At 37.3% G+C, this 12,502-nt stretch carries 14 protein-coding genes; 10 read left to right on the top strand and 4 right to left on the bottom strand.

Features of this window, described 5'->3' with window-relative positions; genetic code table 11:
- Positions 1-5 precede the first annotated feature (5 nt).
- From C1726_RS02570 to C1726_RS02550, 5 genes are all read left to right on the top strand, one after another.
- Positions 6-1,112 (top strand): alpha/beta hydrolase family protein, encoded by a 1,107-nt coding sequence (locus C1726_RS02570; RefSeq protein WP_102271725.1) that lies wholly within the window; start codon positions 6-8, stop codon positions 1,110-1,112.
- Between the two features lie 74 nt (positions 1,113-1,186).
- Positions 1,187-1,645, top strand: coding sequence for a pyridoxamine 5'-phosphate oxidase family protein (locus tag C1726_RS02565; RefSeq protein WP_102271724.1), 459 nt, complete (start codon positions 1,187-1,189; stop codon positions 1,643-1,645).
- A 33-nt stretch (positions 1,646-1,678) separates the two neighbouring features.
- Complete coding sequence (locus tag C1726_RS02560) at positions 1,679-2,587, top strand: fumarylacetoacetate hydrolase family protein (protein WP_102271723.1); 909 nt, start codon at positions 1,679-1,681, stop codon at positions 2,585-2,587.
- Positions 2,588-2,655: 68 nt separating this feature from the next.
- The gene (locus tag C1726_RS02555; protein WP_102271722.1) at positions 2,656-3,426 is read left to right on the top strand and encodes a cyclase family protein; all 771 of its coding nucleotides are present in this window, start codon (positions 2,656-2,658) and stop codon (positions 3,424-3,426) included.
- 147 nt (positions 3,427-3,573) lie between these two features.
- The gene (locus C1726_RS02550; RefSeq protein WP_102271721.1) at positions 3,574-4,842 is read left to right on the top strand and encodes an MFS transporter; all 1,269 of its coding nucleotides are present in this window, start codon (positions 3,574-3,576) and stop codon (positions 4,840-4,842) included.
- Between the two features lie 283 nt (positions 4,843-5,125).
- On the opposite strand, the gene pepT is transcribed toward C1726_RS02550, so the two are convergent.
- Positions 5,126-6,364, bottom strand: a complete 1,239-nt coding sequence (gene pepT / locus C1726_RS02545) for a peptidase T (protein ID WP_102271720.1) — start codon at positions 6,362-6,364, stop codon at positions 5,126-5,128.
- A 94-nt stretch (positions 6,365-6,458) separates the two neighbouring features.
- Complete coding sequence (locus C1726_RS02540; protein ID WP_102271719.1) at positions 6,459-6,941, bottom strand: hypothetical protein; 483 nt, start codon at positions 6,939-6,941, stop codon at positions 6,459-6,461.
- Positions 6,942-7,053: 112 nt separating this feature from the next.
- On the opposite strand from C1726_RS02540, the gene C1726_RS02535 reads away from it, so the two are divergent.
- The gene (locus tag C1726_RS02535) at positions 7,054-8,184 is read left to right on the top strand and encodes an amidohydrolase (RefSeq protein WP_102271718.1); all 1,131 of its coding nucleotides are present in this window, start codon (positions 7,054-7,056) and stop codon (positions 8,182-8,184) included.
- A 44-nt stretch (positions 8,185-8,228) separates the two neighbouring features.
- Here C1726_RS02535 and C1726_RS02530 read toward each other — a convergent pair whose 3' ends face one another.
- Together C1726_RS02530 and C1726_RS02525 are read right to left on the bottom strand one after the other, a co-directional pair.
- Entirely contained in the window at positions 8,229-8,426 is a 198-nt protein-coding gene (locus tag C1726_RS02530) for an alpha/beta-type small acid-soluble spore protein (RefSeq protein WP_102271717.1), read from the bottom strand.
- Between the two features lie 91 nt (positions 8,427-8,517).
- Positions 8,518-8,712, bottom strand: a complete 195-nt coding sequence (locus tag C1726_RS02525) for a helix-turn-helix domain-containing protein (RefSeq protein ID WP_235822686.1) — start codon at positions 8,710-8,712, stop codon at positions 8,518-8,520.
- A 219-nt stretch (positions 8,713-8,931) separates the two neighbouring features.
- Between C1726_RS02525 and C1726_RS02520 the strand changes: the two genes are divergently transcribed.
- The 4 genes from C1726_RS02520 (at position 8,932) to C1726_RS02505 (ending at position 12,358) form a co-directional block, all read left to right on the top strand.
- Positions 8,932-9,711 (top strand): protein-glutamine gamma-glutamyltransferase, encoded by a 780-nt coding sequence (locus C1726_RS02520; protein ID WP_102271715.1) that lies wholly within the window; start codon positions 8,932-8,934, stop codon positions 9,709-9,711.
- 109 nt (positions 9,712-9,820) lie between these two features.
- Entirely contained in the window at positions 9,821-10,135 is a 315-nt protein-coding gene (locus C1726_RS02515; protein ID WP_102271714.1) for a metal-sulfur cluster assembly factor, read from the top strand.
- A 147-nt stretch (positions 10,136-10,282) separates the two neighbouring features.
- The gene (locus C1726_RS02510; RefSeq protein WP_102271713.1) at positions 10,283-10,807 is read left to right on the top strand and encodes a hypothetical protein; all 525 of its coding nucleotides are present in this window, start codon (positions 10,283-10,285) and stop codon (positions 10,805-10,807) included.
- A gap of 15 nt (positions 10,808-10,822) precedes the next feature.
- Positions 10,823-12,358 (top strand): flotillin family protein, encoded by a 1,536-nt coding sequence (locus C1726_RS02505; RefSeq protein ID WP_102271712.1) that lies wholly within the window; start codon positions 10,823-10,825, stop codon positions 12,356-12,358.
- Positions 12,359-12,502 lie beyond the last annotated feature (144 nt).

Raw genomic sequence — 12,502 nt, 5'->3', positions numbered from 1 at the left:
TTTAAATGTGGCATTATTTTCCTGAACATTATATGTGGTCTTATCAGATTGTAAGGATGTTTAGTCAGGCTCATTTTGGAGGCGGAGAAGTTAATGAAATACTTGAAGCTGCTAATAATATAACACTAGGAGATACGAATAGTTTTCATCATGCATGGATGGACAGCGGGAACCGAACTTTAACAGTTGCAAATGAAGCATTAGATAGTGAAAATATTGAAACAGCTAGAGCAGCATTTTTACGAGCTTCCAACTATATTAGGACAGCAGAGTTTTTCCTGCAGCCTGATGATGCAAGAAAAATACCAACCTATTTAAAAGGAGTGGAGTCTTTTAGAAAAGGTGCAGAGATGCTTGATAATCCGCCAAATGCTGTTCAAATTCCATTTGAAAATTCCTTTTTGCCTGGATATTATTTTGCAGTTCCTGGAAAGAAAGAAAGCCCACTTGTAATTATGTTTGGTGGTCTTGATTCGACAGCGGAAGAACTATATTTTGGCCCAGCTCAATTATTAAATGAACGCGGTATCTCATTATTGGCTGTAGATGGACCAGGACAAGGCGGTGCATTGCGACTTAATCATATTACTTCCCGTTATGATTATAATGTTGCAGGAACGGCTGCCTATGACTGGGCGATAGGAAACCTTGACGTGGACCCTGAACGTGTAGGGATCATGGCTGTTTCTATGGGTGGCTATATGGCAGCAAGATCAGCAGCATTTGAACCGAGGTTTAAGGCATGTGCACTTTGGGGTGCGGTATATGATTATAATTCTGTTTGGGCAAAACGTCCGGATAATCATCCATTAGCTAAAATTTTGCAGCACGTGATAGGAACAGACAATATGGAAGATGCGAGGAAAAGGTTAGACCGTTTTAATTTAAGAGGGGTAGCTGAAAAGATAAGTATGCCAACCTATATTATACACGGAGAAGATGATCGTCAGGTTTCTGTTGAAAACGCATACAACCTATATAATGACTTAACCTGTCCAAGATGGTTAAAAGTGGTTTCAAAAAGCAGTCCGGGATCAGCTCATTGTCAGGTTGATAATGTGACAGAAACCTATTCTATGTATGATTGGCTAAAGGTACAGCTTAATGCTTAAAATCTTTTACTTTTTGTTGAATAGTAAACCCTATTGTAAATGTGACAATATTAAATTAGAAAGTTGGTAGAGAAATGTTAGAGCAGAAGATTCCTCAAACTCTGACAGAGGAGCAAGTCAAACATATTAATTCTAATACACTCATACTTTTGAGCACTGTTGATCACGAAAGTCATGGTCCGAATACTTGTGCCATTTCCTGGGTTACAGCGATCAATGAAAAAACGATTAGATTTTCGATTACGAATAATTCAAGAACCTTTTCCAATATAAAAAACAATCCAAAAGTGACACTTTCGATGATTGGATTAGAAACTGTTTATTCAATTACTGGAATGATTAATGTCTTAAATGAAAAAATAGAAGGCGTCCATTTGCCTTTATCAAAGTTAGAATTACAGATTGAGGCTGTGTTTGATTCTATGTTCTGGGGCGGGAAAATTACGCAAACGCCTATTTATGAAAAAACGTATAATCCACAAAAAGCAGATGCATTAGATAAACAGGTCTATGCTGCCTTATTACTAATTTGAAATAGAAGGGCAGGATTAAAGGAGCTGGAATAAATGAAATTTTCAACATTTCGAAATCCTCTTGGGAAAATCAGATCAGGCTGGTTAGTGAACAATGGTGTAATCGATATGAATGAGGCAAGTAAAGGTGCTTTACCTGAAAGTATTAGAGAGTTGCTAGAAAATCAAGATAGATTCATACCAATACTTGAACAATTAGTTAGGAATTCATTGGAACCAACTTTTCGTTTAGATGAAATTGAATTAGTTGCACCCCTGCCTAACCCAAATTCGTTTCGAGACTTTGTAGCATTTGAAACACATATAAAAAATGCAACAGCAAGGTCTGGGGATCTAATGCCACAAGAATGGTATGAAATGCCTATCTTTTATTTCTCAAATCAGAACTCAATTATTGGGCCCAATCAAGAAGTTCACCGTCCAAAAAGATGTGTAAGATTAGACTTTGAATTAGAAATGGCATGCGTCATTGGTAAACAAGGAAAAAATATTAGAGCGAGTGAAGCAGAAGATTATATATTCGGTTATACAATATTGAATGATTGGTCTGCTAGGGATTTACAAATGAAAGAAATGAAGGTTCAGCTAGGACCGGCAAAAGGAAAGGATTTTGCTACCTCGATAGGGCCATATCTTGTAACAAAAGATGAGCTTGAACCATATAGGGTAGGGGACAGGTTTGATTTAGAGATGTCAGCAAAAGTAAACGGAGAGGTTATAACTAGCGGCAACTTTAAAGATATTTACTATAGTTTTGGCCAAATGATTGAACGGGCATCAGAAGATGTAACCTTGTATCCAGGGGATCTTATTGGTTCCGGAACCGTTGGATTTGGCTGCATTATGGAGTTAGGATCAGAAATGCATAGCTGGTTGGAACCTGGTGATGAAGTAGAATTAGAGATTACTGGTTTAGGCAGACTATGTAATACCATTGTCTAAAAAAACTAATGATAGAAGGATCACTACTATGGTCAAGTCAACTGATTCGACAGAAAGGATGCTTACTTGTGAACAAAGATGGAGTAAGAATCGTTGATTTAAGTGTTTCAATTGAAAAAGAACTAAAGGATCCGCTTCCATTTTCGATTAGATATGAATCCCATGAAGAGGGAGCAGAGCTTGGTGCTAAATTATTTGGCGTTCATCCAGAAGACTTTCCGGAAGGCAAAGGATTAGCGGGGGAAGAGCTCACACTAGCGGGTCATGCGGGTACACATGTGGATGCACCATGGCATTACTGGCCGACTAGTGAAGGGAGACCTTCAAGGACAATTGATGAAATGCCCCTCGAATGGTTCTATGGTGATGGAATAGTTCTAGATTTCACAGACAAGCCACCTGCATATGAAGTAACAATTTCAGATTTAAAGCAGAAATTAATAGAGATTAATTATGAGTTAAAGCCATTTGATATTGTTATGATCCGCTGTGACGCAGACAAAAAACGATACGAGGATAATTACGCACAGATCCATGTTGGTGTATCTGCTGAAGCAACTCTATGGTTGATTGAACAAGGGATCAAAGTGATGGGGACAGATGGTTGGGGATGGGATACACCATTGAAAAAACAAGCAGCAGATTTTAAAGAAAACCCACGTCCGGGAGTCCTATGGGCTGCCCATTATATAGGAAAGGAAAGGGAATATTGTCAAATTGAGAAACTAGCCAATCTCGATCAGCTTCCGCCTTATGGATTTAAGGTTTCAGTTTTTCCCGTAAAAATAAAGGGCGGGAGTGCTGGATGGACGCGTGCAGTTGCTTTTCTAGGAATATAGAAAGTTTTAAAGGTGGTCTATAATAATTTAGATTTTATAGACCACCTAGCATGTGATAAGTGTGTAAAAAAGTATGTTTATACTTAACTGAATATTCAAAAATCAAGATATTTTTGTCGATAATATAAAATAAGGGGCTAGAGAAGTATGAACAAAGTAAAACAATCTTTCTTTAGGTATGAGAATGGTATTTTAATTATTCTATTCTTAGTTTTTGGCCTGGTCTTTATGGATCGATTAAGCATCATTTATTTGTTCCCATTTGTTGCTCCAGAGTTAGGACTAAACAATACACAAATGGGAATGATTGTTGGCGCCACATCCATTGCATGGGGGTTATCTACACTTATTTTTGCAAGCCTCTCAGATTTTATTGGTAAAAAGAAAAAAACATTAGTTATTTTTATTTTAATATTTTCTGTTGCCACATTTTCATCCGGTGTTATTGGTGGTTTAGGATCCCTGATAATGGTTCGTTTATTGATGGGGGCCTCTGAAGGACCGGTTATTCCATTAATTCAATCCTCGATCATGGCTGAATCCACTCCTAGTAGAAGAGGTTTCAATATGGGATTTATTCAAAGTGCTGCACCATTATTAGGTAACGCGATCGCTCCCATATTAGTTGTTGCTATCGCTATTTCATTTAACTGGAGATATGCATTTTTTGCTTTGGCTATACCAGGAATTATCCTCGCTGTCATTTTAATGTTTTATATGAGGGAACCTATCCTACATTCACAATTGAGCAAAGGTGAAAAAAGGCAAAAACCTACATTTAATGAATATAAAAAAGTATTTAAAACCCGTAATGTTTGGTTAAGTATGTTAATTGCTGTATTTTATATGATGTACCTTTTAACTTTCACTAGTTTTATGCCACTGTTTTTATCGGGCGTATCCAATTATAACGAATCCCAATATGGAATTATATTAGGAGTTTTCGGGATTGGCATGTTCTTCTGGCAGTTACTTATTCCTTTTTTATCGGATAAGTTGGGACGAAAAACCGTAATGATACCAGCAACATTTGTTGCAATCTTTCTCCCACTAGCCATTGCCTTTTTCCATTCAAATGTTGTAGTGTTAGCACTTTTAGTATTTGTCCTTACTGCTGGTATGGGTGGGCAGCCACTTTATCTGGCAATCATCCCATCTGAGTCTGTTTCAAGGGCCTTTGCAGCTACTGCTATTGCTGCAATTGTACTGACTGGCGAAATTATTGGAGGGACGATTGGTCCCGTTCTAGCTGGTGTACTTGCTGATAAATACAGCCTTTATTCCCCATTGTGGGTAGCAAGTGTGGCTGCTGCAGTCTTTTTTCTCCTTTCTCTGGGTATTAAAGAAACAGCTCCAATTAAAGTTTCAAAGAGCAAACAATCTGGAAAAGTTATCGATGAAACAACTACAGTTTAGAACAATAAAATGTATATTACTAAAGGATTTATCGCAGATTTACGGGCTGTAAGACCCTCACTTCAAGAAGTAGAGAGCACAAAAAATTCTAAGTGGGGCATCAACAGCCCGTAAATGCCCGATTAGTTCAACTAACAATCAGTGGGGGATGAAGAAAAAGACCACTGATTGAAGTTTCGCTTTATGGTTAAGTAGAATTTTCGTTGGAAAATAATAATAAAAAGCCTGAGTCCTATAGAAAACGGACTCAGGCTGCATTTTTCAATAATTGATAATTGTGTCTTTAAATCTCGCCCTTCTCCTCATAAATCTTAATAATATTCAAAATCACATTTGTTGCTTTCACCATATTATCAACTGAAATATATTCGTATTTGCCGTGGTAGTTTTCACCGCCGGTAAAAATATTCGGTGTTGGAAGACCCATGTAGGAAAGCTGGGAGCCGTCTGTGCCGCCGCGGATTGGCTTAATGATCGGTTCAATGTCTAATCTTTTCATTGCTTCATGGGCAATGTCTACAATTTCTTTTACAGGTTCGATTTTTTCTTTCATATTATAATATTGGTCGTTCATTTCTAAGATAATTGTGTCTTCTCCATATTTTTTACGGAGTTCATTGGTAATTTTCTCGAGCATTGCTTTTCTGGCTTTGAAGTTTTCCTTATCAAAATCGCGAATAATATAATTTATAATGGTTTGTTCAACATCACCATTAATTGAGGAAAGATGAAAAAACCCTTCATAGCCTTCTGTATATTCAGGTGCTTCATCAACTGGAAGCTTATTGTTGAATTCCATAGCTATTTTTGCTGAATTCACCATTTTTCCCTTTGCTGTACCTGGATGAATATTATTTCCTTTAATTGTAATTTTGGCACCTGCTGCATTAAAGCTCTCATATTCCAGTTCACCAAGCGGACCGCCATCAGCTGTGTACGCATATTTTGCCTGGAATGCTTCCACATCGAATTTATGGGGACCCCTGCCTATTTCCTCATCAGGAGTAAAAGCTACTCTAATTTTTCCATGTTTAATTTCAGGATGATTGATTAAGTATGCCATTGCAGTCATAATTTCTGCGATGCCAGCTTTGTTGTCAGCGCCAAGAAGGGTAGTGCCATCTGTTGTTATTAAAGTATGACCTATATAGCTGCTCAAATTTGGGTAATCCTTCGGTGAAAGGACGATATGTAAATCATTATTTAAAATGATGTCATTTCCATTATAGTTTTCGATGATTTGCGGCTTCACATTTGTTCCCGTAAAGTCAGTTGCTGTATCCAGATGTGCGAGGAATCCGATTGTTGGAACTTTCTTTTCCGTATTTGCAGGAAGAGTTGCCATTACATACCCATTGGCATCCATCGTTACTTCATGCATGCCAATTGATGTCAATTCTTCAACGAGCATTTTCCCTAAAGTTAGCTGTCCGGGTGTGGAAGGACATGTTTCACTGTCAGCATTAGATTGTGTGTCGACTTTTACATAGGTAGTAAATCGGTCAATTATTTCGTTTTTCACCTTATGAACATCTCCTTTAATTGTAACTCGAGTTTATTTTATCATAATTTTTAGGTTTTTATTGTCTATGAGTTCTAGTATGAATAAATCCTTATTAAATAAAAGTATGGATAAAAACAAAACCCAGAAATACAAAGGCCATTATATAATGAAATCTTCTTCTTTTTCCCGAGGCCTTCCATCTGCGCAGTAATCCGCTATACAAAAGCAGCAGTAATATTCCTATGGAGATTGCTCCGCTTGCCGTTTTTGCCTTCCACAGATAATCAAATTGTACATATACCATAATGGCTGCATGTATAATAATTAGCATTGCTGCTGTAACGGCAATAGGGATATGATATTTCATCATCCTTTTTGATATTTTTGCAAGTTTCACCTTTACATTTCTAACCTTGCTTTTGCGGATAAATAGGAATACAAAATACATATTTACATTGATCAAAAATAAAATAAACGCCGCTTGTGCAATTAATTTTCCAATTAAAATAAAGTTTGAATCATAGCCTTGATACAAGCTCCAAAAAATAATCATTATGACTGTAATTATATTGATTGTAAGCCATCTAGTAATCATATTCCCCCTCCTGCCCTTTTTTTCAACTATATCATTTTTCTTTCAAAAGCATTCATTTTTGTATATGATGTTATTAATTTATTTGATTATTTCGACTAGGGGGCATACATAATTGGATCCGATATTGTTAATTGAGCAGGAGCGAGAACTTATTTTGAAAACGTATAAGGATCTCCATTTGCTTGCAGAGCCAAGCTGGAAGGAAGAGAAAACTTCAAAATATATTAAAGAGATGCTTGAAGATAAGGGTATTAATGTAAAGTCATTTCCCGGCCATTATGGGCTGGTGGCAGAAATACCAGGAAAAAAACAAGGTGTAATTGCGCTCCGTGCTGATATGGACGCATTAGTGCAGGAAGTGGGCGGAATGGTAAGGGCCAATCATTCATGTGGGCATGATGCACATAGTACAATGGTATTATTTACTGCACTCACGCTTGCAAATACTAAAACACAGCTAACTCATACGGTCAGGTTTATATTTCAGCCAGCTGAAGAGAAAGCTGAAGGTGCGCTTAAAATGATGGAGGAGGGGGCATTAGAGAATGTAAAGTTTCTTGGAGGGATACATTTGCGCCCAAGCTTTGAGGTTCCTTTTAAAAAAGCATCTCCAGTAATTGTCCACGGTTCAACTGTAAGCATTAAAGGTGTGATAAAAGGAATGCAAGCACATGCTGCCCGGCCTGAAGAAGGGAATAACCCGCTAGAAGCGGCAGCACTGTTAATCCAGGCAATTAGGCAAATTCGTTTAAAGGATGAATTCCCATATTCAATTAAAATAACGGAGCTGCATGGGGGAGAGGCCTCAAATTTAATACCAGAATCCGCAAGATTTACTTTTGATTTAAGAGCAGAAACAAATGAAACGATGGAAAAACTAATTAAGCAATCAGAACATACGATAAAGAAAATTGCTGAGCTGACAGAGACTGTAATTGATTTTAGTCTTGAAGAGTATTCTCCAGCAGCAATAAAAAATGATGCAGCCATTAGATTAGCTGAAAAGGCAATTATATCTATCCTTAGTGAAGAAAATCTGCAGCCAATTTGCAAATCTCCTGGAGCAGAGGACTTTCATTTTTATACATTAAATAAACCTGACATTGCAGCAACAATGATTGGTTTAGGCTGTGATTTAAATCCAGGCTTGCATCATCCAAATATGTCTTTTGACAATGAAGCATTAATCTATGGAACAAAGATTTTAGTTAAGCTTTTAGTAGAAGCGGATCAATTGCAATAATAAAAAAGGGAAAAGACCCTTAAAGGGCCTCTTCCGGGAAATCATCAAGATAGACCTTGTTGATTTTTTAACTGCTCCTGAGCCATGGCGACTAGACGTTTAGTCATTTCGCCACCAACAGAGCCATTTGCTCGTGCGGTCGTATCAGCACCTAGCTGAACACCAAACTCACCCGCAATCTCTTGCTTCATTTGATCCAATACATTTTCAGAACCGGGTACTAAAAGTTTGTTTCTTGCCATGATACATCACTCCCACCACGATTATTTGAGCAACTAAATGATTGCTCGCTTTTAACATAACCGATAATAAGGACGTTGATTCATTACAAACTTACATAAATGGTGGAATGCCTTTACTGAACTCTGATACGAGTGAGGCGATTGATTGCAGCTGTTGATCATCTAAATCGAATGCAGTCTTAATTTTACTTTCTAAGTTAGATGTTACTCGTCTTTTCCCAATTTCTACTAAGGCGATCAGCGAAAAACTGCAACTTACAATTTTAGCAAAGTCTCGTTGTGTCATATTATAGCTTTCACGTATGAATTTTATGATTTCTTTATTCATTTTCTCACCTTTTTAAAAACAAGATTATTTAATTAAGTTAGCATTTAAATCGATCTTTTGTAAAGTAAATTCTATTCCCAGCAGTGGAAAAGTATATTGAACGGCAGGTTAATTGGAACCAACCAGGATCATATGCCATAAGGTAAAATAAAACCTTATAGAAAGGCTGGGAAAAAAATGATCGTTCTTAGCGATTATGGATTAAAGCCGGCTGTTGGCAGTTTTCAAGGGATAAAGCGGGAGATCTACCTTGCTTTAGAAAATAGTCCATTACAGCATACGTACGGTTCTCTCCATGAATTGCTATTTGACCTCCAATTAAGAGAAAATATCATCCGAACTGCTAGAAAGCTTCATGAAAGTAATGTTGCATTTGCTCCATTTCAAACATCTAAATTCAATCCGAAAATTTGGCGAAAGATAAAATATGGGTATTTGCTTAATCCATCTGTCCTGCCATCTGAGGCAATTAATGATATTTTTATTAATAGTGATGAATATGCATTTGAATGTTCAACTGCCATTGTAATTATTTATTACAAAGCAGTTCTTGATACAATCTCGACAAGCTATTTCAATTCTTTGTTCCAGCGGCTTCTTGTTTGGGATTGGAATTATGACCGTGATTTAGGCATTATTACAAAAATCGGCAGAGACTTTATTCCAGGGGATGTCGTATATTTTTATAATCCTGATTTTGCTCATCCTGTTTGGACAGGGGAGAATACGGTTTATTTAGGAAATGGATTATATTTTGGTCATGGGATTGGGATTGAAACTGCAGATGGGATGATTAAAGCGCTGAATACATTAAGAAAAGAAAACGCAACCCATTCAGCTTATTTAATCTCTCAGCATAGCAGGTTAGATACACAATACTTATCCCAATTTGCAAGGCAGCCAATAAGGGCAATAGAGAGGGTTTTACTCGAGTTTAACAAAGGTCGTCAATTATAAATGAAGAGATAAAGTGTGATGCGTTTCACTGCTTTGTCTTTTTTTATTTTCTATAATGATAATAAATATCAATTATGATTTTTGTTTTTCAAATTGAGGAGGTTAGTCAATGAGCAACACTCTAAAAGAGAAAATATTTGAAGAGCTGGAATTAGTTATCGATCCGGAATTAGGAATAGATGTTGTGAATTTAGGTTTGATATATGAAGTTAATATTAATGAAGAAAATGATGTGCATATTGTCATGACAATGACATCAATGGGGTGTCCTATGGCTGGACAAATTGTTGGCGGGGTGAAAAGTGCCATTTTAGATAATATTACTGAAATTAAGAAGGTCGATGTGGACATCGTTTGGAATCCGCCTTGGACAAAGGATAGAATGTCCCGTTACGCTCAGCTCGCACTTGGTATTCACAGATAATTTTATACGTAAAAGTATTCAGGCACTAAGAATGTATATTCTTAGTGCTTGTTTATTTTGTAAGAATTTTGAAACTTTTATCTAGTGTAAACGTATATAAATTAAATCGAATATATCTGATAATAGATTTTGAAGGGATGTGAAAAAATGGAGCTTTTTGGCTTGCCTATTCAAACACTTTATCTCTATGTACTTGTCATTTCTGGCAGCTTAATCATCCTTTACTTGTTTTTTAGCGATATGGTAGAAGGACTGTCTGAGGCTGCAGGGTTTCTGAATCCAGTTCTAGTGTTAGCTTTCCTTACCTTTTTATCTGCAATTGGCTATTTAATGGAGATCCTTACTGGGCTGAATAGCGTACTTATATTGATTATTGCTGCAATATCTTCGATTATTTTAGATACTTTGCTAAATGTTTTTGTTCTTATTCCATTAGCCAATACAGAAGAATCACTTGTATATACGGAAGAATCCTTAAAAGGGAGGATTGCTTCGGTTATCATCCCGATTCCAAAGGATGGATTTGGAGAAATTTTGATTGAAAGCTACAGCGGCAGAATTTCCAAGCCTGCTGCCAGCTTCGATAATAAAAGCATTAATGAAGGAGAAAAGGTTCTTGTTATTGATGTGAAAAATGGGGTTCTTTATGTAGTACCCCGAAATGAATATTAGATAGGGGGAGAGAACATGCTTCAAATTTGGATTATCGTTGGGATTGTTGCATTTTTATTGATTGCCTTATTGGGTGTTTTTATTTCAAAGTACCGCACCGCAGGACCGGATGAAGCATTAATCGTAACTGGAAGCTATTTAGGCAGTAAAAATGTCCATGTGGATGAATCCGGCAACAAAATTAAGATAATTAGGGGTGGAGGTACGTTTGTGCTGCCAGTATTTCAACAGGCAGAACCGCTGAGCTTGCTTTCTAGTAAATTAGAAGTTTCAACACCAGAGGTATACACAGAGCAGGGTGTACCTGTTATGGCTGATGGTACAGCAATTATTAAAATTGGCGGATCCATCGGTGAAATTGCTACAGCTGCAGAGCAATTTCTTGGGAAAAAGAAAGAAGACAGGGAAAATGAAGCAAAAGAAGTGCTTGAAGGCCATTTGAGATCGATTCTTGGTTCGATGACAGTAGAAGAAATTTATAAAAACAGGGATAAATTTTCACAGGAAGTTCAGAGGGTTGCTTCGCAGGACCTTGCAAAAATGGGTCTGATTATCGTTTCCTTTACAATCAAAGATGTTCGGGATAAAAATGGGTATCTAGATTCATTAGGGAAGCCAAGAATTGCACAAGTGAAACGGGACGCTGATATTGCCACTGCTGAAGCAGAAAAAGAAACGCGAATAAAACGTGCTGAAGCCGATAAGGATGCACAAAAAGCTGAGCTAGAAAGAGCGACTGAAATTGCTGAAGCAGAAAAAGAAAATCAGATGAAAATGGCGGATTACCGAAGGGATCAGGATATTGCTAAAGCACGAGCAGACCAAGCGTATGATCTTGAAACGGCTCGTGCAAAACAAGAAGTAACTGAACAAGAAATGCAAATCAAGATTATTGAACGTCAAAAACAAATTGAATTAGAGGAGAAGGAAATTTTAAGAAGAGAAAGACAATATGATTCTGAAGTCAAGAAAAAAGCAGATGCAGATCGTTATGCAGTTGAGCAAGCTGCTGAAGCAGAGAAGAAGAAGCAATTTGCTGAAGCAGATGCTAATAAGTACCGAATTGAAGCACAGGCAAAGGCTGAAGCTGAGCGTGTGAGAGCGGATGGTCTGGCAAAAGCTGATTCACAGCGTGCTCAAGGTGAAACTGAAGCTGAAATTATCCGTCTGAAAGGACTTGCAGAAGCAGAAGCGAAGCGTAAAATTGCAGAAGCATTCGATCAGTATGGTCAAGCTGCCATCATGGATATGGTTCTTAAGATGCTTCCGGAATATGCGAAACAAGTCGCAAGCCCACTTTCAAATATTGATAAAATCACTGTGGTTGATACTGGAAGCGATGGGAAAAATGGGGGAGCGAATAAGGTAACTGGCTATGCAACGAACCTTATGTCTACGATGCAGGAAACTTTGAAAGCTTCTTCTGGTATCGATGTTAAGGAACTATTAGAAAATTTCTCTGGAAAATCAAATATTCGTGAAAGCCTAGATCATTTAACGCTGGAATTGAAGGATGCAAAGACAAAAGAAGAGACAGGTGAATTGCAATAGAGGTAAAGACATGCCAATTAAGAAACATTAGTGCCCATTTTTAATGAAGAGAAAATAAATGAAAATGCAGAAATACATCCACTTAGAGGGGTCCTTTCAGAAAGGGCCCCTCCTTAATTATAGGGATAATACCTAAAATTGTGC

Source organism: Cytobacillus massiliigabonensis (assembly GCF_900199725.1).
Classification (GTDB): domain Bacteria; phylum Bacillota; class Bacilli; order Bacillales; family Cytobacillaceae; genus Cytobacillus; species Cytobacillus massiliigabonensis.
The sequence above is the reverse complement of the archived record's forward strand: the minus strand, read 5'-3'. Positions and strand labels throughout refer to the sequence as shown.

What these genes read in the sequence shown, in the direction of transcription:
- C1726_RS02570 (WP_102271725.1), top strand. Translation starts at nt 6, where the DNA reads ATGTGGCATTATTTTCCTGAACATTATATGTGGTCTTATCAGATTGTA.
- C1726_RS02565 (WP_102271724.1), top strand. Translation starts at nt 1,187, where the DNA reads ATGTTAGAGCAGAAGATTCCTCAAACTCTGACAGAGGAGCAAGTCAAA.
- C1726_RS02560 (WP_102271723.1), top strand. Translation starts at nt 1,679, where the DNA reads ATGAAATTTTCAACATTTCGAAATCCTCTTGGGAAAATCAGATCAGGC.
- C1726_RS02550 (WP_102271721.1), top strand. Translation starts at nt 3,574, where the DNA reads ATGAACAAAGTAAAACAATCTTTCTTTAGGTATGAGAATGGTATTTTA.
- C1726_RS02540 (WP_102271719.1), bottom strand. Translation starts at nt 6,941, where the DNA reads ATGATTACTAGATGGCTTACAATCAATATAATTACAGTCATAATGATT.
- C1726_RS02530 (WP_102271717.1), bottom strand. Translation starts at nt 8,426, where the DNA reads ATGGCAAGAAACAAACTTTTAGTACCCGGTTCTGAAAATGTATTGGAT.
- C1726_RS02525 (WP_235822686.1), bottom strand. Translation starts at nt 8,712, where the DNA reads ATGACACAACGAGACTTTGCTAAAATTGTAAGTTGCAGTTTTTCGCTG.
- C1726_RS02520 (WP_102271715.1), top strand. Translation starts at nt 8,932, where the DNA reads ATGATCGTTCTTAGCGATTATGGATTAAAGCCGGCTGTTGGCAGTTTT.
- C1726_RS02515 (WP_102271714.1), top strand. Translation starts at nt 9,821, where the DNA reads ATGAGCAACACTCTAAAAGAGAAAATATTTGAAGAGCTGGAATTAGTT.
- C1726_RS02510 (WP_102271713.1), top strand. Translation starts at nt 10,283, where the DNA reads ATGGAGCTTTTTGGCTTGCCTATTCAAACACTTTATCTCTATGTACTT.
- C1726_RS02505 (WP_102271712.1), top strand. Translation starts at nt 10,823, where the DNA reads ATGCTTCAAATTTGGATTATCGTTGGGATTGTTGCATTTTTATTGATT.